We start from the raw sequence: 19,578 nt of genomic DNA on the forward strand, positions 1-19,578 counted from the left end.
TTCGGCGGCCAGACGCTCCGAGATGGTGGTGTCGTCGAGGGCGTCTTCGCGCGATCCGGCCATGGCTGCACGTCCTTTGAATGAGTGGTGGTGGTCGAGGAACTCTGCGACGCGCCGCGTGTCCGGGCAAGGCCGGCGGCAAAGATCTCCGGAACCGCGAATGCCGTGGTCGCCTGCGACGTGGTGGCCCTGCCCCCTCCGGCAGCCGATCGGATCTGTGGACGCCGGGGAGGCGAGACCCTATGAAGAAAGAACAATAGTTCGTCGGTCCCGGATGCCGGGGCCGGATACGGGCCGGTTCCAGGGAGACGACGTTCATGCTGTCACGGCGCGGAGTGCTCGCGACGGCTGCGCTGTGGCCTCTGGCCGGGTCGGTGACGGCCGCGGCGGCCGCTCCCGCAATCCGTGTCGGAAGCCTGCCCTTCGGCACCGTGGCCTGGGAGGCGGCGGTGATCAAGGCGCGCGGGCTCGATGCCGCCAACGGTTTCACCCTCGACGTGGTCAAGCTCGCCGGCAACGATGCCGCCCGCATCGCCTTCCTCGGCGGACAGGTCGACACCATCGTCGGCGACCTGCTCTGGGCCGGGCGCCTCGGCAACGAGGGCAGGGCGATGCGCTTCATCCCTTATTCCACTACCGAGGGCTCGCTGATGGTGCCGGCGGGCAGCGCCATCACCGGCCTCAAGGATCTCGTCGGCAAGCGGCTCGGGGTGGCCGGCGGACCTCTGGACAAGAACTGGCTCCTGCTCAAGGCCCAGGCCAAGGACGCCGCCGGCATCGATCTCGAATCGCAGGCGCAGGTCGCCTACGGCGCGCCGCCGCTCCTGGCGCTCAAGCTCGAACAGGGCGAGCTCGACGCGGCCCTGCTCTACTGGACCTATTGTGCCCGTCTCGAGCCGAAGGGCTTTACCCGCCTCATCGGGTCGGACGACATCATGCGCGCGTTCGGTGCCACCGGATCCATCGCGCTCATCGGCTACCTGTTCGAGGGCGCCACCGTATCGGACAAGGCCGAGGCCATCGCCGGCTTCGCCCGCGCCGCTCGCACCGCCAAGGAGATGCTGGCCAACGATCCCACCACCTGGGACGTGGTGCGGCCGCTGATGTCGGCGGAGGACGAGCCGACCTTTGCGGCGCTCAAGCGTGATTTTCTCGCCGGCATCCCGCGCCGGCCGCTCGCCACAGAGCGCGCGGATGGCGAGCGCCTGTTCGGCGTGCTGGCCAGGCTCGGCGGCGAGCGGCTGGTGGGGGCGGGCAAGACCCTGCCCGCCGGCCTGTATTTCGACGGGGCAGGAAACGGTTGAGCCGCGTCACGCCCTCCCCCGCGGTACGCTGAATCGTGGCCCGGCCCGGCGCGAACGCCATGGGAGTGGCGACTCGGGGAGTGGCGACTCGTCTCGTCTCCGTGCTGGTGCTGCTCGCGGCCTGGCAAGTGGCGGCGTCGCTGGCGGGATCGCGGCTTCTGCCCGCGCCCCTCGCCATCCTCGATTTCATCGTGAAGGAATCCGCCACCGGCGACCTCTGGCGCAACGTCGGCATCACGTTGACGCGGGTGGGCGTCTCCTTCTTCTTCGCCATGGGGCTCGGGGTGCTGCTCGGCATCGCGCTCGGCCGCTGGAAGGCGCTCAACCTCGTCCTCGATACGCCGCTCCTCATCCTCCTCAACACGCCCGCCCTGGTGATCACGGTGCTGGCCTACATCTGGGTCGGCCTCAACGAGAGCGCGGCGGTGCTGGCGGTGGTGCTCAACAAGTTGCCCAACGTGGCGGTGATCGTACGTGAGGGCGCGCGCGGCCTCGATCCGGGTCTCGAGGAGATGGCGCGGAGCTACCGTTTCGACCGCCGCACCTGGATCGCCCACGTCCTGGTGCCTCAGCTCCAGCCTTTCGTGGTGGCCGCCGCCCGCTCCGGCCTGTCCCTCGCCTGGAAGATCGTGCTGGTGATCGAGCTGCTCGGGCGTCCGAACGGGGTGGGTTTCGCCATCAACTTCTACTTCGTCCAGAGCCTGAACGTGGCGGCCATCATCGGTTACAGCGTCGTCTTCATGAGCGTGATGATCGCCATCGACATCCTCATCCTCCAGCGCCTCGAAGCCCATGTCCGACGCTGGCGCTGAGAGGGCGGACGCGCTCTCCGTCTCCATCCGCAGCAAGGTCTACGGAGCCGGCGGCCCGGAGCCGGTGGAGGCGGTGCGCGATCTCTCCTTCGTCGTCCGCCGGTCGGAGATCGCCTGCCTCATCGGCCCCTCGGGCGCCGGCAAGACCACGACCCTGCGCATCCTGCTCGGACTCGACGACGCCTATGACGGCGCGGTGACCCCGGACCCACGCGAGGCCGGAATCGCCATGGTCTTCCAGGAGCCGCGCCTCCTCCCCTGGCGCAGTGTCGAGCAGAACGTCCGCCTCGGCCTGCCCCGTTCCGAGCGGGGGCGCGATCTCGACGCCCTGTTCGAGTCCCTCGGGCTGACGCCATGGCGCGGCCGTTATCCGGGAAAGCTCTCCCTGGGAATGGCGCGCCGCGTGGCGCTCGCCCGTGCCCTGGCCCTCCGTCCCCGCATCCTGGTGCTCGACGAGCCCTTCGTGTCCCTCGACGACAGGGCCGCGGCGTCCCTGCGGGAGATCGTGGTGGCGACCGTGGCGCGCGAGGGAATGAGCGTGCTCATGGTCACGCACAACGTGGCGGAGGCCATCGAGATCGCTGACCGGCTCCTGCTCGTCTCGGCGCGCCCGGCGAGCCTGCTCACTGCCGTCGCCCTCGACCGGCCCCGAAGCGAGCGCGATAGGGCTTGGGCGGAAGCGATGCGGGAGGATCTCGCGAATCGCTTTCCGGGCGTCATCGCCGCCTGAAAGCGCTTTCTCGGTGGCAGGGGAAGCGCACGATATCGCCGACGCGACATTATGCACATGTGCTCGGCGTTTAGGCCGCTCTCGGTGGCGTCTACGCAGTCATGCGGCGAGACAACGCAGCGCTCGATCGAATGGCGCCCAACCGATCCCGAGACATTCACGGCCAGCGCAGGATTTGCCGGTGAGCATTGCATGATAATTCATACCGATGGAGTTTGAGTTTGGCCTCGTATCGAACGAAGCGACCGTTTTATCGAACAATCTTCGTCAGTTCAGGGGGTGACTGGCATACCAAGCGGCCTGCATGCGCGTGAAGCATAAGAAGCGCCCGAGTCTTTTAAATGCTTTTGTCTTGAGGTTTCTCGATTTTGCAGCGCAACATTTTAGGGTGCGCTCGCTCAGATCACGGTCAACGAAGACGTTCGTTCACCAGGTCTTGATGCCGCCTGAGGTCAAGCTTGCTCAATCGAGTTGACGCCGCCGCGATTTTTCTTAGAGTTCATTCAAGCTTCGGTTCGAAGGGGCGCCGCAAAGGGGTAGCGGCGACCGGGAGAGCAAGCGGTGGTTTGGGCGAAAATCTCGCGGAAACAACCGCTTAGGAAACTCTATCGAAGTGAACTATCCCTGTCGCAAATAACAGGTCGCACAAGTGGGGGCAGGTTTCGCTGCTCTCCAGGCGTGTCAAAGACTTGTCGGAGGAATGCATGAGAGCGGTCCATCTTCTCGCACTCGGCGCTGGTCTGGTGGCTTCGGCCCCCGCCTTCGCCAATGACGACGTCCTGAAGCGCTCGGCCGATCCGGCCCAGCAGGTTCTGCAGACGGTCGATTACGCCAACACGCGCTATTCGAAGCTCGACCAGATCAACGCCAGCAACGTGAAGCAGCTGCAGGTGGCCTGGACGTTCTCGACGGGCGTCCTGCGCGGCCACGAGGGTTCGCCTCTCGTCGTCGGCAACATGATGTACGTCCACACCCCCTTCCCGAACATCGTCTACGCCCTGGACCTCGACAAGGACGGCGTGATCGTCTGGAAGTACGAGCCCAAGCAGGACCCGTCGGTCATCCCGGTGATGTGCTGTGACACGGTCAACCGTGGCCTGGCCTATGCCGACGGCGCCATCATCCTGCATCAGGCCGACACCACCGTCGTCTCGCTCGACGCCAAGTCCGGCAAGGTGAACTGGTCCGTCGTCAACGGCGACCCCAAGAAGGGTGAGACCAACACCGCCACCGTTCTTCCCGTGAAGGACAAGATCATCGTCGGCATCTCCGGCGGCGAGTTCGGCGTGAACTGCCACGTCACTGCCTACGATTCCAAGACGGGCAAGAAGGTGTGGCGCGGCCACTCCCAGGGCCCCGATGCCGACATGATCATGGACCCGGAGAAGACGACGTCTCTCGGCAAGCCGGTCGGCAAGGATTCCTCGCTGAAGACCTGGGAAGGCGATCAGTGGAAGACGGGCGGCGGCTGCACCTGGGGCTGGTTCTCCTACGACCCCAAGCTCGACCTGATGTACTACGGTTCGGGCAACCCCTCGACCTGGAACCCCAAGCAGCGTCCGGGCGACAACAAGTGGTCCATGACCATCTGGGCGCGTAACCCCGACACGGGTGCGGCCAAGTGGGTCTACCAGATGACCCCGCACGACGAGTGGGACTACGACGGTATCAACGAAATGATCCTCACGGATCAGAAGGTCGACGGCAAGGATCGTCCGCTCCTCACCCACTTCGACCGTAACGGCTTCGGCTACACCCTCGATCGCGCCACCGGCGAGCTCCTGGTCGCCGAGAAGTTCGATCCGGTGGTGAACTGGGCCTCCAAGGTCGACATGGACAAGGGCTCGAAGACCTACGGTCGTCCGCTCGTCCAGGCCAAGTACTCGACCGAGCAGAACGGTGAAGATACCAACTCCAAGGGTATCTGCCCCGCGGCCCTCGGCACCAAGGACCAGCAGCCTGCTGCGTTCTCGCCGAAGACCAACCTGTTCTACGTGCCCACCAACCACGTCTGCATGGACTACGAGCCGTTCCGGGTGTCCTACACCCCCGGTCAGCCCTACGTCGGTGCGACCCTGGCCATGTACCCGGCCCCCAACAGCCACGGCGGCATGGGTAACTTCATCGCCTGGGACGGCGTCGCTGGTAAGATCAAGTGGTCGAACCAGGAGCAGTTCTCGGTGTGGTCGGGCGCCCTCGCCACCGCTGGCGACATCGTGTTCTACGGAACCCTCGAGGGTTACCTGAAGGCCGTTGACTCCAAGACCGGCAAGGAACTCTACAAGTTCAAGACCCCGTCGGGCATCATCGGCAACGTGATGACCTACCAGCACAAGGGCAAGCAGTTCGTCGGCATCCTGTCGGGTGTCGGTGGCTGGGCTGGCATCGGCCTCGCGGCCGGTCTGACCGACCCGAATGCCGGTCTCGGCGCGGTGGGTGGCTATGCTGCTCTCTCGAACTACACCAACCTCGGTGGTCAGCTGACCGTCTTCGCGCTCCCGAACTAATCGGTCGCACGAAGCCTGAGACGATAGGGTGCCGGCGCGGGTTTCCGCGCCGGCACCTTTATGATTAGATCGTTATTAAGAACACTTCGAACGTCGACCGAACGGGTCGACGGTTGCTCCTGGGAGAAACGTCGTTGCAGTACCAAAGCAAAGCCGCCATCCGTCCGCTCGTGGCCGCCCTCGTTTTCGCATTCGCCTCCGCCGGTGCCGTTCAGGCCCAGGACGCCAAGCCCGCCGATCCCGCCGTGGCGAACCAGCTCGATCCCAATGCTCCTGAGAAGGACGCCAAGCTGATCGACAAGTATCAGGCGGTGAAGGTCGAAGACGGCAAGTATTTCGACAAGGATGGCGCCCCGACCTACCACATCACCAACGACGGCAAGAAGTTCGACTGGTACGCCTATTCCGGCTACCGCCGCTATCACGCCGAGTGCCACGTGTGTCACGGTCCCGACGCCATGGGTTCGACCTACGCACCCGCCCTCAAGGATTCGCTCAAGCGCCTGTCCTACGAGGAGTTCGTCGGCATCATCGCCGGTGGCAAGCAGGACATCAGCTCGAGCGGCACCAACGTGATGCCCGCCTTCGGCGATAACAAGAACGTGATGTGCTACGCCGACGACCTCTACACTTACCTGAAGGCCCGCGCCTCCGGTGCGATGCCGCGCGTGCGTCCGACCGACAAGGAAGACAAGCCGGAGGCCGCCAAGAAGGCCGAGAAGGAGTGCCTGGGCGGCTAATGGCTCGCTTTGGCTCCTTCACAACGACGGTTTGCGCGCTCCTGCTGATCTCGGCAGGGGTGCGCCCCGCATCTGCGCAGTCGCTTCCCGATCTCGTCACCACCGATGTCCTGCGCGTCTGCGGAGACCCCGGCAACATGCCGTTCTCCCAGCGCAAGGAGGACGGGTTCGAGAACAAGATCGCGGCAATCCTCGCCGACGAACTCAAGGTCAAGCTCCGCTATTACTGGCTGACGCAGGGGCCTGGATTCGTCCGCAATACGCTGGGCACCGGCCTGTGCGACCTGATCATCGGTTCGGCCGCCGGTGGAGAACTCGTCCAGCACACCAACCCTTATTATCGCTCCAGCTACGCCCTGGTCACCCGCGACGGTGATCTCGAGGGCGTGACGAAGCTCGACGACCCGAAGCTCAAGGGTAAGGCCATCGGCGTCATCGGTGGCACGCCGCCCGTGAACCGGATGGGCGAGGTCGGCCTCATCGCGTCGATGAAGGCCTACGCACCCTACCAGCTCGATCCCTCGCGCAAGTACCAGACTGTCTCCGCCGAGGTCATCGGCGATCTCGCCGAGAATAAGATCGACGCGGCGATCCTGTGGGGGCCGGCCGCAGGTTGGCTCGCCAAGCAGAGCGGTGTCGCCATGAAGGTCGTACCGCTACTGCAAGAGCCGGATCGTCCTGCTCTCACCTTCCGCATCGCCATGGGCGTGCGGATGGAGGAGAACGACTGGAAGCGCAGCCTCAACACGATCCTGCGCAAACGCCGGGCCGATATCGAGAAAGTCCTGCGCGACTACGATGTCCCGTTGCTGGAGGACGAAGGCAACAAGCTCCTCGAGCCGGCCGCGCCCTGAGATCGGGCCGGGGCCGGTCGTCACGATCGGTGGAGTTTGCTAAGAGCCTCCGAGATCTAGGGGAGGGGTGGCGATGGAGCGATGGCGGATCGGCCTTACGGTCGTAGCTCTTGTCGCCATCGGCGGGGTGGGGATCGTGGCGGCCGATCGCGCCCAGATCGGCCGCGTCGCTCCGGATCTCGTCGCCGAGACCGAGCGCGCCGACCGCGTCCTCGTGGAGAAGTCGGCCCGGCGCCTGACCCTGTTCCGAGAAGGGCGAGTCCTGGCGACCTATCCCGTCTCCCTCGGCTTCTCTCCCATCGGCCACAAGCAGCGGGAAGGTGACGGGCGCACGCCGGAGGGGCTCTATTCCATCGCCTATCGCAACCCCCTCAGCGTTGCCCATCTGTCCCTGAAAGTGTCCTATCCGAACGAGGCCGATACGAAAGCCGCCCGTGACGGCGGCTACGAGCCGGGCGGCGACATCATGATCCACGGGATCATGAACGGCTTGTCCTGGCTCGGCCGGCTGCACCGGCTCAAGGACTGGACCAGCGGATGCGTCGGCGTCGCCAATGACGAGATGGCGGCCATCTACGCGCGGGTGGATGTGGGGACGCCCGTCGAACTGCGGCCCTGAGCGGCCGGATTTTAGTCCCGCACGATGCCGGCGGTGTCGAGCTTCGACAGGGCCTGGCTCACGGTCTCCGGCCCGATGACGAGATTCGGGGCGATCTCGGCGAGCGGAATCAGGACGAAGGCGCGTTCCCGTACGAAACGATGCGGCAGGACGAGACGCTCGTCCGAGATCGCCGCCCCTTCATACGAGAGCACATCGATATCGATGACGCGCGGTCCCCAGCGCCGCTCCCGCACCCGACCCATGGCGGTCTCGATGGCGAGGCCTGTCTCCAGCAGGTCGTGCGGGGTCAGGTCGGTCTCGACGGCGATGGCCGCGTTGAGGAACCAGTCCTGGTCCGTATCGCCCCAGGGAGGCGTGCGGTAGTCGCTGGAGCGTGCCGTGAGCCGGATGCCCGGGCTGGCTTCGAGCCGTCGGATTGCCTCGGCGATGGTCGCGGCCTTGTCACCGATATTGCTACCGAGACCGAGATAGGCGGTACTCATCGTGCCAGTCCCGCGCGGCTGCGCAAGATCGAGATGGCGACGCCGTCGATCACCGCCGGGACCGGCGCGCTCGGCTTGTCGACGCGCACGACGATGCTGTCTACGCCCTCGAATCGCTCGAGGATCTCGGCAGCGATGGCCTCGGCCAGAGCTTCGATGAGGGCGAAGCGCCGGGTGGTGGCGATGCGCACGACGATCTCGGTGAGATCGGCATAGCTCACGGTCTTCGCCATGTCGTCCGACAGGCCCGCCGGCCGCAGGTCGATCCGGCAGTCGAGGGAGATGTAGAAGCGTTGGCCGATCCGCGCTTCCTCTTCGAGGAGGCCGTGATAGGCGAAGACGGCGATGCGTTCGACGAGGATGCGGTCGGTCATGAGGCTGTCCGCATCACGGCGTCGACCACGCGGAGGGCGTCGACATGGGGAGCCACGTCGTGGACGCGGACGATGTCGGCCCCCAGCGTGGCGGCGAGGACATGGCTCGACAGCGAGCCGATCAGGCGGTCCACCGGCTTCGTCTCGGCATCGTGCAGGCGCCCGAGCATCGATTTGCGCGAGACGCCGACGAGGACGGGAAAGCCCAGCGCCTTGAGTTCCGGCAGGCGCCTCAGGGCTTCGAGATGCTGGGCCCAGCTCTTCCCGAAACCGATCCCCGGATCGAGCACGATGTCCGCGTCCGGGATGCCGGCACGGCGGGCGATGTCGAGGGAGCGCTCGAAGAAGCGCAACATGTCGGCCACGATGTCGATGGCGGGATCGATGGTCTCGCGATTGTGCATGACCATGACCGGCGCACCATGGGCTGCGGCCACGCGGGCGATGTCGGGCTCGCGCTGCAGGCCCCAGACATCGTTGACGATGCGCGCGCCGGCAGCCAGCGCCGCATCGGCGGTGGACGCCTTGTAGGTGTCCACCGAGATGGGGACGGCAAGGCGCGGGGCGAGATCCCGGATGACGGGAAGGATGCGTGCTTGCTCCTCCTCCGCCGAGACGGGCGTATGACCCGGGCGCGTCGATTCCCCGCCGATGTCGACCAGGGCCGCTCCTTCCGCCACGAGGGCATCGGCCTGGGAGCGCGCCGCTTCCACATTCTCGAAACGCCCCCCGTCCGAGAAGGAATCCGGGGTGACGTTGAGGATGCCCATGACGAGCACGCGCTCTCCGAGACCGGGCAGGAGGGCTTTCAGGATCGGAGGAGAAGACGTCACGGGGGCTCTTCGACGAGGGATCGATCTCTATGCTGTAGACTAGGACGATGCCATTCTTCCACCTCATCCTGAGGCGCCGAAGCAAAGCGAAGGCCTCGAAGGAGGCCTCCAACTCGCGCCGCGAGCATTGGGGGCTCCTTCGAGGCCGCTTCGTAGCGCCTCGGGATGAGGTGGATGAATGGGATCACCGTATCTAGGGTGGATCCCGCCGATCACACCCCGCCGCGATAGCAGCGGATTTCGGCTTCGGCCTGGGCGCGGCGCAGATCCGCGACCTTGTCGTCGAATACCTTCGTCGAGCGGAACTCGTTCGAACGGGCGCCGATGCCCTGGCGCATGGACAGGACCGTGCTCGCCTGGACGTATTTGTCATAGGTGAGGATCGACGCGAGGGCGTCGATGGAGCAGGAGCAGCGCGAAAGCGATTCCCGCGACTGCCCGTTGGCCGCCATGCAGCCGAACACATAATCCGCCCGCGCCTCGGTGGGGTAGTCGTTCTCGCTGTCTGCCGCCTGGACGGGAGCGCCGGCGAGGCCGAGCATGAGGGCGAGAAGGCCGCCTTTAACCAGCGTTCGGATCATAGGTCAGGTTCTCCTGGAGAAGTTCGCCGCCATCCGCCGTCTTCGACTGCGCCTCGATCGAGAGCAGTTCGCCGGGCACGGCGGGCGACGTCACGAAGGTGTATTTCAGGTTCTCGAGGCCGCGCATGCGGTCCTTCATCTTGTCGTCGAGGAAGGGCTGCACTTCCACGCGCCAGGCATCCACTGTCTGTCCCTTCACGGTGGCGGTCGTCGCGGTCACGGTCGCGTTGTCGCGCAGGGCCTTGCGGATGCCGTTCTTGATGTAGCGCGGGTTGGCCGAGAGCACCTTGGCGAGGTCGATGAGGTGATGCTCGAGGAAGAGCGTCATCACCGGGTTGCCGGGCATGTCGTTGAACGGGCCGGCGGGGAATCGGTTCGCGCCCGAGAACATCTGCACGCGGATCGTCCGGTTCTCCGGCGCCCCGCCCGGCTCAATGTTGAGCTTGATCTGGTCGTCCATGGTCGGGCCGAACGGACCCTTGGAGATGCCGCTGCGCCGGAGATACGCGTAGGTGAGGGTCGAGCCCGGCGCCACGTTCTTCATCTGCGGCTCTTCGAACAGCAGGTCCGAGGCATTGGGCGTGGTGGCGGTGTTGGCCTTGGTCACGGCGGGGGCATCTGCCGGGGGCGTGCCCTGCGCCAGGGCGGGTAGACCGGCAAACGACAGGGCGAACGCGATGAGAACGGGCTTCACAGGGGAGCATCCTCTTTCAGGGGCGGCGGCGCAGCGCGGTCCACGTTGCTGCCGATCGTCCGGTAGACATAGTCGGGCGGCGTCTCGGCCGCCTCTTCCGTGGCGAGTTCCCGCACCTTCGCATGGAGCGGAGAAAGCGAGCAGGCCGGGTCGGTGGCGGCGGCATCGCCGGCCAGAGCCAGCGCCTGGCAGCGGCAGCCGCCCCAATCCTTCTCGCGCCGATCGCAGGAGCGGCAGGGCTCCTTCATCCAGTCCGTCCCGCGATAGGCGGTGAAAGCCGGGGAGTTCGCCCAGATATCGGCGAGCGAATGGTCGGAGACGTACCAGAATTCGAGATGCTTGATGGTCTCGGCGGCGTGGCAGGGGAGCACCTTACCGGCCGGCGTCACGTTCATCAGCTTGCGGCCCCAGCCGCCGGCGCAGGCCTTGGGGTATTTCGCGTAGTAGTCGGGAACGACGAGATCGATGACGAGCTGGCCCTTCAGCCGCTCGCGCGCCGCCTCGACGATGCGGATCGACTGATCGACCTGAGCCTTGTCCGGCATCAGGGCGGCGCGGTTCACATAGGCCCAGCCGTAATACTGGGTGTGGGCGACCTCCAGGCGTTTGGCGCCGAGCTTGACGGCCAAGTCGATGAAGCCCTCGACTTCGTGGATATTACCCCGATGGATCACGGAATTCAGCGTCAGCGGCAGGCCGAGCTGCGTCACGCGCTCGGCGAAGGCGAATTTCTGCGGCTGAGCGTTTTTCAGGCCGCCGATTTTCTCCGCGTTGGCCGCGTCGACGCCTTGCACCGAGAGCTGCACGTGGTCGAGGCCCGCATCGTAGAGGGCGTCGAGCTTGGCCAGGGCACCGCCGACGCCCGAGGTGATGAGATTGGAATACAGGCCCAGCTTGGCGCAGGTCTGGGTGATCTCGACGATGTCGCTGCGGGCCGTGGGCTCGCCGCCGGAGAGGTGGACATGCAGCACGCCGAGACCCGCCGCTTCCGTCAGCACCCGCTGCCACGTCGCCGTGTCCAGCTCGCCCGAGCGCCGGTCGAGTTCGAGCGGGTTCGAGCAATAGGGACAGCGCAGGGGACAGCGATGGGTCAGCTCCGCGAGGAGCCCGACCGGAGCCGGCAGGGAAGGGGTATTCGGCGTGATGGCGTTCATCGCTCCAGAACCCGTTTCGTGGCGAGGTCGTTGAGCATGGCCAGGACGTCGGCCTCGATCACGTCCGGGTCGGCGGTGAAGGTCTCGGCGAGCTTCACTGCAATGTCCCGCACGCTGCGCTGGCCATCGACCAGCGACAGGACCGCCACGGCATTGGCGTCGAGGTCGAAGGTGCGCTCGGGCGCCAGCAGCACATGCTGACCGCGGACCTCGTCGTGGCGCAGGCGCACGCCACGGGGCAGGCGTGGCACGTCGCCCGACCGGACCGTGCCGGTGCCGGCCGCCTGCGCCACTTCGGCGACGAGGCCGGTGCCGGGCGTCCAGGCATCCGGCGGGGTCATGCCCGGAGCCACATAGGAGAAGTAGAGCGCGTCGAGCTGCGTCCAGAGCACGTTACACTTGAAGGTCAGCGCGGCCATGGCCTGACGCTGCAGTTCGGGCGTGGTGGCGTGCTGCTTGACGTAGTCGATGGCGAATTCCGCATCGCGCGGGGCCTGGGTCAGGCGCTTGTCGAAATAGGCCAGCGTGTCCTTGGTGATGAAATCGTAGTTCTTCAGCATCCCGGCCACGCGCTCGGAGATGATCGTCGGCGAGAACATCTCGGTGAGCGAGGAGGCGATGGCCTCCAGCAGCGAGCGCTCCTTCACGAAATGCACGTAGGCATCCACCGAGAAGCGGGTCGCCGACAGGATCCCTTGCGTCGATTCCACGTAGTCGCGACGGAAACCGACGCCCTCGGCGAGTTTCAGCCAACGCTCGATACCGCCGTCTCCGGGCGCGTCGCCATCATGGTCGACGATGCGCTGGCGCCACACGCGGCGCAGGCTCGCATCCTCCATGCGGGCGAGCACGGCGGCGTCCTTCACCGGGATCATCGCCTGGTAATAATAGCGGTTGAGCGCCCAGGCCCGGACCTGATCCTTGTTCAGCTTGCCGTCGTGCAGCAGGCGATGGAACGGATGCAGGTTGTGATAGCGCCGTGCGCCGATGTCGCGCAACGCCGTCTCGAGTTCCTCGGGGCTGAGCAGGCGCTGGGACGCGTCGGTTTTGGGCGTGGGGAAGGGCGCGGTCATGGCGTGGCTCGGCGTTTCGACGAAGGGCGACGGTCGGAACTTTTCTTACAGATGGCGACGATCCCCGTGAAGGCCACGGATGGCGAACGCACAATCCCATTGGACACAATATAAGACGACGGCATTAAAATGCCAGCCATGCATTCGGCTAGAGTGACAGGGTCAACCCGTCATGGGCCACTGTCCAGCCCTCGGCCTCCACCGATCTCCGTTCGGCGGAGCCCTCCACCAGCACCGGATTGGTGTTGTTGATATGGACGAAGACCCGGCTGCCGATCTCCACCTCGGCCAGCGCCGCGATCGATCCGCCCTGTCCCGTCATCGGCACGTGGCCCATGCGCCATCCGGTCTTCACGCCGACCCCGGCGCGGATCATGTCGTCGTCGAGGAGCACCGTCCCGTCGAACAGAAGCGCATCGACGCCCGAGATGCGTTGCTTCAGCCCGTCCGTGACGCGCGCGCAGCCGGGAATGTAGGCGAGGCGGCGCCCATTCGCCTCGATCATCGCGCCCACCGTCGTCTCGGTCTCGGCGCCGATCTCCATGGTCTCGTCCTCGAGCCAGAGCGGCACCTTGCCCGGCACCGCGAACAGCGTGACGGTGAGGCCGGGGACCGGTTCGAACGCGTGGTCGAGGGCGATCTTCTCGCGCGTCACCACGTCGGCCGCCATCACGTCGAAGACGCGATTGGCGTTGACGGAATCGAGGATGCCGGAGGTGGCGTAGAGTGTGTAGGGCTGGCCCTCGCGCAGGGTCAGCAACCCCGCCACGTGGTCGACATCGCCGTTGGTGAGGAGCACGGCATGGATCGGCGAGTGACGCAGGCCCTCCTGCGGATGCATCGCCGGATTGTCGAAGAGTTGCTGCCGGATGTCCGGGGAGGCGTTCACCAGGAGCCACCGCTCGCCATCGGGCGACACGGCGATGCTCGACTGGGTTCTTGGGCGCACCCTGGAGGAATCCTCCCGCGCGAGCGAGCAGATGGGGCAGCGGCAATTCCACTGGGGAAGGCCGCCGCCCGCGGCCGAGCCGAGGATCACGACATGCATGGCTGAACCGGCGCTGCCTCGATCCTCACGCGCGACGCGATATCTCAGTTGAAGGTGTCGATCTCAGCCGACTCGTAGCTGGTGACTTCCATGCCGACACAGATCTCGGAAACGACGGGGGCAGCCCAGGTCATGGTGTTTCTCCTCGGTATGTTTCTTGGACGTCAGCAGCATCCGGATCTCGTATTAAGGAGATCCTAAGACACTGACGGCGCAGTCATTTCTGTCGCGGGAGCTATATCGACAATTCCACCGGACTCTTCAAGCGATAAATTGCCGGATCGTCCCGCGATACGGCGAGAAAACGCATCACGCTCAATGGCGGAAATCTTGGCCCCGCAGGTCGAGCATGAAGCCGCGCCCCCGCACCGTGACGATGACCGGACCGCCGAAGCGGACGAAATCCGAGAGCTTGGTGCGCAGGTAACCCACGTAGACGTCGACTACATTCAGCGACAGGCCGCCCTGGCCGGCCCAGAGCTTGTCGAAGATGTCCCCGCGCGACACCGGCTGGTTGGCCTTGTCCATCAACAGGGCCAACAACTCCGATTCGCGGGGCGTGAGGCGCGCGGTCGCATCCCCGAGGGAGACCTGCCGGATGTTGAGATCGAGGACGAGCTTTCCGGCGGTGACGATGGTGCGCGGCTGGTCCGATTCCTTGCGGCGCAGGAGGTGCGTCTGCAGGCGGGCCAGCAGCTCGTCGAAAACGAAGGGCTTGACGATGTAGTCGTCGGCCCCGAGCGCCAGGCCTTCGGCCCGGTCGCGGACCTCGTCGCGGGCGGAGAGGAACAGGATCGGGCCGGGATAGCCGCCCTCACGCAGGGAGCGGCAGACGTCGTGGCCCGACCCGTCGGGCAGGGTGATGTCGAGGACGACCGCACCGGGTGCCTCGTCACGGGCGGAGGTGAGGGCGTCGTCGACGCAGCCGGCCACCCCCACGGAGAACCCTTCGGCCTCCAGGCCCCGCGCCAGCATGGCCCTGATGTCGCTGTCGTCCTCGACGATGAGCACTCGCGTCATGCGGCGCCGTCCTTCCGCTTCGTTTCTCGTCCGTCCTCGGGATCGAGGTCGAGGACGGGCAGGACGAGCGTCACGCGCGCGCCCGTCCCGTCCTCGCCGGCCCCGAGGTTGATCGCCCCATCATGGCGCTCCGTCACCCAGCGCGCCAGTGCCAAGCCGATGCCGAAGCCCGATTCCCCCGAATGGCCTTCCCGCCGGAAGCGTTCGAACAGGTCCGCACCGGCCGCCGGAAAGCCAACCCCGTCATCCGTCACCGTGATCGTGGCCGAACGTGCCTCGTCGACGGCGAGTGCGACCACCACCCGTGTCAGCCCAGTGGCGTGCCGCAGGGCGTTGTCGATCAGGCTCTCCACCACCTGCCGCAGCCATTCCCGGTCAGCGAGAAGCGTCGCGTCGCGGGGGGCGGGGTCGAGGATGAGGCTCACCCGCCGGCGCGCCGCCTCGGAGGCGGCGCTGTCCACGGCGTCGGTGAGGATGGCGAGGGCGCTTGCGGCGCGCCGGTCGAGCTCGATCTGGCCGGATTCGGAGCGCGCGACCCGCAGCAGATCCTCGACCCGGCGCTGCAGGCGCAGCGCCCGCTTGCGGATGGTGGCGAAGACCGGGGCGTAATCGACCCCCGCCCGGCCTGCCGAGCGGGCGGCGATGTCGCATTCGCCGAGGATCACGGTGAGCGGCGTGCGCAGCTCGTGGCTGACATCGGCGAAGAAGCGCCGGCGCGAGCGGTCCACTGCCTCCAGGCGCTCGTTGGCGGCGCGCAGGTCGGTGGTCCTCGCCTCCACCGTGTCCTCGAGGGCGGCGCGGTCGGCGGCGAGCCGCCCTTCGCGTCGGGCGAGGCGTGCGGCCATGCGGTTGAAATTCGCCACCAGCAGGCCGAGCTCGTCCCGTGTCGCCACGGAGAGGCGCGTGTCGAGCTCACCGCGCCCGACGGCACCCGCCGCCTGTCGCACCGCCTCGATCCGCGCCAAGGTCGGCCGGGTCACCGCACGGTACAGGACGAAGACCAGGGCCAGTGCCAGGATGACGGCGGCGAGCGACGCGATCCGCAGGGTCGCTGAGAGCTGGCGCGCCTCGTCCGAACCCGCGATCATCGAGCGGCGCTCCACCTCGATGAGGAAGGAGAGCGGCTGGCCGGTCATGGCGCCGAACCCGTTCAAGGCACCGCGGATGGAGTTGCGCCGCTGATCCTCCTCGGATTGGCGCAGGACCTGGGAGACCTGCCGGTCGAGGATGGCGCGGGCCGAGCGGAGCTGGGCCAGCGGTCGCGTGCGCGCGGCGTACTGCATCCGGTCGAGGGGATTGTCGCTGACGGCGATGCTCTTGCCCAGCGCCTCGTCGACGGCGACGAGCGCCCGGTCGACATTGGTGCGGGCGATGGCGAGCCCTTCGGGCTGGGCATCGGGGTTGCTCACCGTCTCCAGCGCGGCGAGGCCGTACTGGGTCATGCGGCCGGACAGTTCCACCAGGAGTTCGAGCCGCGCCTGCGCCGCGAGCGTCCGGTCGATGGTGCGCTCGGCCGCGCCGATGGAGCCCAGCACCCCGAGCGCCGCCAGGATCACCAGCAACGCGGCGCCGCCGAGCAGCAGCGCGAACCGGACCTTCAGAGAGCGCATCGCGTAGGGCCGCCCGTGTCTCGCCGTTTCCTCGGGCGCGAGCGATAGCGCAATCCGCCCCGGCGTCCAGGGCCATAACGCTCAACGGTCCTTGTCCCGGCCGCTCGCAAAAGCCGACGCGCGAGGAGCGCATCCTCTCTCCCCGCATGCGGGGAGAGAGCCGCGACGCCCATCCTCGACGAGTCGACGGATCAGGCCTTCTTGCGTGCGGCCGTCTTTGCCGCCGGCTTCTTTGCCGTGGTGGTCTTGGGAGTGGTGGTCTTGGGAGTGCTCGTCTTGGCAGCGGTCGCCGTGCTCTTCGCCGCCGTCCCGGTTGCCGCCTTGGTTCCCGCCGCCTTCTTTGCGGAAGCCTTCGCCGTTCCCGCCTTGGCGGCGGTCTTGGTCGCCGTCTTGCGGGCCGGGGCCTTCTTCTTGCCGCCGCCCGCCGCCTCGCGGGCGGCGATCAGCTCCAGCGCCTGGGGCAGGGCGATGTCGTCGGCGGCGAGCGTTTTGGGCAGCGTCGCGTTGGTGGTGCCGTCGGTGACGTAGGGGCCGTACTTGCCCGACTTCACCACGATGGCCTTGCCGGTCTCGGGATGGTTGCCGAGCGCCCGGCCGGGATCGGAGGCCGGGCCGCGGCGTCCGCCGCCCTGCTCCTTGGCGACGATGAGGTCGATGGCGCGGTTGGCGCCGATCTCCAGCACGTCGTCGTCGCGGCCGAGATTGGCGTACATCTTCCCATGCTGCACGTAAGGACCGAACCGGCCGAGATTGGCCAGGATCGGCTCGCCGCTCTCGGGGTGCTTCGCCACTTCGCGGGGGAGGGCGAGGAGACGCAGCGCCTTTTCCAGATCGACGTCGGAGGGGCTCAATCCCTTCGGCAGGGACGACCGTTTGGGCTTGGGAGCCTCCTTGTCGGTGGAGGCTTCGCCGAGCTGGACGAAGGGACCGAAGCGCCCGTCGCGCAGGGTAACGGACATGCCGGTGACCGGATCGTCGCCGAGCACCCGCGTGCCGGGCTGGCCGCCGCCGGAGGTGCCGTCGCCCTCGCCCTCAACGGCGTTGGCCGCGAGCTGGCGGGTATACTTGCACTCGGGGTAGTTCGAGCAGCCGACGAAGGCACCGAACTTGCCGAGCTTCAGCGAGAGCTGACCGCTGCCGCAGGTCGGGCAGGTGCGCGGGTTCGAGCCGTCCGCCTTCTCGGGGAAGATGTGCGCCCCGAGGAGGTCGTTCAGGGCGTCGAGTACCTCGGTGACGCGGAGCTCCTTGGTGCCGGAGATCGCGGCCGAGAAGTCCTTCCAGAAATCGCGCAACACCTCGCGCCAGTCGATCTCGGCGTTGGAGACCCGGTCGAGCTGGGTCTCGAGATCGGCGGTGAAGTCGTACTCGACGTAGCGCTTGAAGAAGCTTTCCAGGAAGCCGGTGACGAGGCGCCCCTTGTCCTCGGCCACCAGGCGCTTCTTCTCGATCCGTACGTATTCACGGTCACGCAGGGTCTGCAGCACGGCGGCATAGGTCGAGGGCCGGCCGATGCCGAGTTCCTCCATCCGCTTCACGAGGCTGGCCTCGGAGAAGCGCGGCGGCGGCTCGGTGAAATGCTGGGTCGAGACGATACGCTCGCGCTTGAGCGCGTCGCCCGCCTTCATCGGCGGCAGGCGCTTGCCGTCCTCGTCCTCCTCGTCGTCCTTGCCCTCCTGGTAGAGGGTGAGGAAGCCGTCGAACTTCACCACCTGACCGGTGGCACGCAGCTCGATCCTACGAGGGCCGACGGAGGCGACGATGTCGACGGTGGTGCGCTCCAGCTCGGCCGATTCCATCTGGCTCGCCACCGTGCGGGTCCAGATCAGGTCGTAGAGCTTGGCCTGCTCCGCATCCACATAGCGGGCTACGGATTTGGGTAGCCGGCTCATGTCCGTGGGGCGCACGGCCTCGTGGGCCTCCTGCGCGTTCTTGGCCTTGGCGCTGTAGCGGCGCGGGACGTCGGGAAGGTAGCGTTCGCCGTATTCCTTGCCGATGACGCGGCGTGCGTCGGCGATGGCCTCGGGGGCCATGTCGACGCCGTCGGTTCGCATGTAGGTGATCAGACCCACGGTCTCACCGCCGATCTCGACACCCTCGTAGAGCTTCTGCGCCGCCCGCATGGTCTGGGCCGGCGCCATCCCGAGCTTGCGCGAGGCCTCCTGCTGGAGTGTGGAGGTGGTGAAGGGCGGGGCCGGATGACGCTTGGCGGGCTTGGCCTCGACGCTGCCGACCTGGAACGTGGCGAGTTCGAGGTCGCGCTTGAACGCGGCGGCGTCCTCGCCGTTGCCGACATCGAGACGCTGGATGCGCTTGCCGTCGGCACCCACGAGACGTGCCTCGAACACCGCGCCGTCCTGGGTCACCAGGGTCGCCACCAGCGACCAGTATTCGCGGGGCTTGAACGTCTCGATTTCGCGCTCGCGCTCGCAGACGAGGCGAAGCGCCACGGACTGGACGCGGCCGGCCGAACGGGCTCCCGGCAGCTTGCGCCAGAGCACCGGCGAGAGGTTGAAGCCGACGAGATAATCCAGGGCGCGACGCGCCAGATAGGCGTCCACCAGGGCCTGGTCGATCTGGCGCGGATTGCGCATGGCGGTGTCCACCGCCGCCTTGGTGATGGCGTTGAAGGTCACGCGCTCGATCGGCATGCCCTTGATCGCCTTGCGGGCGTTGAGGGCCTCGACCACGTGCCAGGAGATGGCCTCGCCCTCGCGATCCGGATCGGTGGCGAGGATCAGGCCATCGGCGCCCTTGAGTGCCCTGACGATCTCCGAAACGCGCTTCGAGCCGCGGTCGTCGAGCTCCCACAGCATGCGGAAATCCGCCTCCGGGTCGACGGAACCGTCCTTGGCGGGAAGGTCGCGGATATGGCCGAACGAGGCGAGCACCTCGTAGTCGCGGCCGAGATACTTATTGATCGTCTTGGCCTTGGCCGGCGACTCGACGACGACGACTTTCATGTGCGGATCAGCCTCTCGTCAGCGCCCGAGCTGCCGCCGGGACTCGCAGCCGGCGGGGTTTCTCCCACCGGGACTCACAGATTGTGTGCAAGACTTCGAACGTGGCCAGGCACCATGGCCGGCCCGGCGCTTTGTGGGGGACAAGTGGGTCAAGGGCGCGGGGTTGTCAAATCGGGAGGA

At 66.8% G+C, this 19,578-nt stretch carries 19 protein-coding genes; 7 read left to right on the plus strand and 12 right to left on the minus strand.

All coding sequences use genetic code 11. The annotated features are described in order from the left end of the window. Positions 1–317 precede the first annotated feature (317 nt). From MBTS_RS08650 to MBTS_RS08680, 7 genes are all read left to right on the plus strand, one after another. Complete coding sequence (locus tag MBTS_RS08650) at positions 318–1,304, plus strand: ABC transporter substrate-binding protein (RefSeq protein WP_192215422.1); 987 nt, start codon at positions 318–320, stop codon at positions 1,302–1,304. A gap of 59 nt (positions 1,305–1,363) precedes the next feature. Continuing rightward, positions 1,364–2,116 (plus strand): ABC transporter permease, encoded by a 753-nt coding sequence (locus tag MBTS_RS08655; RefSeq protein WP_147833043.1) that lies wholly within the window; start codon positions 1,364–1,366, stop codon positions 2,114–2,116. After that, on the plus strand, positions 2,097–2,846 hold the full coding sequence (locus tag MBTS_RS08660) for an ABC transporter ATP-binding protein (RefSeq protein WP_192215423.1): 750 nt from the start codon (positions 2,097–2,099) through the stop codon (positions 2,844–2,846). Before MBTS_RS08655 ends, MBTS_RS08660 begins: the two co-directional genes overlap by 20 nt. Before the next feature lie 704 nt (positions 2,847–3,550). After that, positions 3,551–5,353: a lanthanide-dependent methanol dehydrogenase XoxF1 gene (gene xoxF1, locus MBTS_RS08665; protein WP_192215424.1), complete on the plus strand. Its 1,803-nt coding sequence runs from the start codon at positions 3,551–3,553 to the stop codon at positions 5,351–5,353. 134 nt (positions 5,354–5,487) lie between these two features. Next, a complete protein-coding gene (locus MBTS_RS08670) occupies positions 5,488–6,093 on the plus strand; it encodes a c-type cytochrome, methanol metabolism-related (protein ID WP_018043615.1) in 606 nt (201 codons plus the stop codon). After that, entirely contained in the window at positions 6,093–6,947 is an 855-nt protein-coding gene (xoxJ, locus tag MBTS_RS08675) for a rare earth element methanol dehydrogenase accessory protein XoxJ (RefSeq protein WP_056149559.1), read from the plus strand. Before MBTS_RS08670 ends, xoxJ begins: the two co-directional genes overlap by 1 nt. A 73-nt stretch (positions 6,948–7,020) precedes the next feature. Further along, on the plus strand, positions 7,021–7,566 hold the full coding sequence (locus MBTS_RS08680; RefSeq protein WP_192215425.1) for a L,D-transpeptidase family protein: 546 nt from the start codon (positions 7,021–7,023) through the stop codon (positions 7,564–7,566). 11 nt (positions 7,567–7,577) lie between these two features. On the opposite strand, the gene folK is transcribed toward MBTS_RS08680, so the two are convergent. The 12 genes from folK to topA all read right to left on the minus strand — a co-directional run bounded on the left by folK (position 7,578) and on the right by topA (position 19,398). After that, positions 7,578–8,051, minus strand: coding sequence for a 2-amino-4-hydroxy-6-hydroxymethyldihydropteridine diphosphokinase (folK, locus tag MBTS_RS08685; protein WP_147833041.1), 474 nt, complete (start codon positions 8,049–8,051; stop codon positions 7,578–7,580). Beyond that, on the minus strand, positions 8,048–8,425 hold the full coding sequence (folB, locus tag MBTS_RS08690) for a dihydroneopterin aldolase (RefSeq protein WP_056149555.1): 378 nt from the start codon (positions 8,423–8,425) through the stop codon (positions 8,048–8,050). Before folB ends, folK begins: the two co-directional genes overlap by 4 nt. Beyond that, entirely contained in the window at positions 8,422–9,258 is an 837-nt protein-coding gene (folP, locus tag MBTS_RS08695; RefSeq protein ID WP_147833040.1) for a dihydropteroate synthase, read from the minus strand. Before folP ends, folB begins: the two co-directional genes overlap by 4 nt. A 212-nt stretch (positions 9,259–9,470) precedes the next feature. Further along, positions 9,471–9,839 (minus strand): hypothetical protein, encoded by a 369-nt coding sequence (locus MBTS_RS08700; RefSeq protein ID WP_056149551.1) that lies wholly within the window; start codon positions 9,837–9,839, stop codon positions 9,471–9,473. Next, on the minus strand, positions 9,820–10,533 hold the full coding sequence (locus MBTS_RS08705; RefSeq protein WP_192215426.1) for a hypothetical protein: 714 nt from the start codon (positions 10,531–10,533) through the stop codon (positions 9,820–9,822). The genes MBTS_RS08700 and MBTS_RS08705 overlap by 20 nt, the downstream gene beginning before the upstream one ends. Next, complete coding sequence (pqqE, locus tag MBTS_RS08710) at positions 10,530–11,687, minus strand: pyrroloquinoline quinone biosynthesis protein PqqE (protein ID WP_056149546.1); 1,158 nt, start codon at positions 11,685–11,687, stop codon at positions 10,530–10,532. Before pqqE ends, MBTS_RS08705 begins: the two co-directional genes overlap by 4 nt. Beyond that, positions 11,684–12,760: a pyrroloquinoline-quinone synthase PqqC gene (pqqC, locus tag MBTS_RS08715; RefSeq protein ID WP_018043606.1), complete on the minus strand. Its 1,077-nt coding sequence runs from the start codon at positions 12,758–12,760 to the stop codon at positions 11,684–11,686. The genes pqqE and pqqC overlap by 4 nt, the downstream gene beginning before the upstream one ends. A gap of 148 nt (positions 12,761–12,908) precedes the next feature. Further along, positions 12,909–13,808 (minus strand): pyrroloquinoline quinone biosynthesis protein PqqB, encoded by a 900-nt coding sequence (gene pqqB, locus MBTS_RS08720; protein WP_192215427.1) that lies wholly within the window; start codon positions 13,806–13,808, stop codon positions 12,909–12,911. A 44-nt stretch (positions 13,809–13,852) separates the two neighbouring features. Continuing rightward, complete coding sequence (pqqA, locus tag MBTS_RS08725; protein ID WP_018043604.1) at positions 13,853–13,942, minus strand: pyrroloquinoline quinone precursor peptide PqqA; 90 nt, start codon at positions 13,940–13,942, stop codon at positions 13,853–13,855. Between the two features lie 181 nt (positions 13,943–14,123). Continuing rightward, on the minus strand, positions 14,124–14,828 hold the full coding sequence (locus tag MBTS_RS08730) for a response regulator transcription factor (RefSeq protein ID WP_018043603.1): 705 nt from the start codon (positions 14,826–14,828) through the stop codon (positions 14,124–14,126). After that, complete coding sequence (locus MBTS_RS08735; RefSeq protein ID WP_056149543.1) at positions 14,825–16,438, minus strand: sensor histidine kinase; 1,614 nt, start codon at positions 16,436–16,438, stop codon at positions 14,825–14,827. Before MBTS_RS08735 ends, MBTS_RS08730 begins: the two co-directional genes overlap by 4 nt. 191 nt (positions 16,439–16,629) lie before the next feature. After that, on the minus strand, positions 16,630–19,398 hold the full coding sequence (gene topA / locus MBTS_RS08740; protein WP_192215428.1) for a type I DNA topoisomerase: 2,769 nt from the start codon (positions 19,396–19,398) through the stop codon (positions 16,630–16,632). Positions 19,399–19,578: the final 180 nt, after the last annotated feature.

This window comes from Methylobacterium bullatum, assembly GCF_014845095.1.
Classification (GTDB): domain Bacteria; phylum Pseudomonadota; class Alphaproteobacteria; order Rhizobiales; family Beijerinckiaceae; genus Methylobacterium; species Methylobacterium bullatum.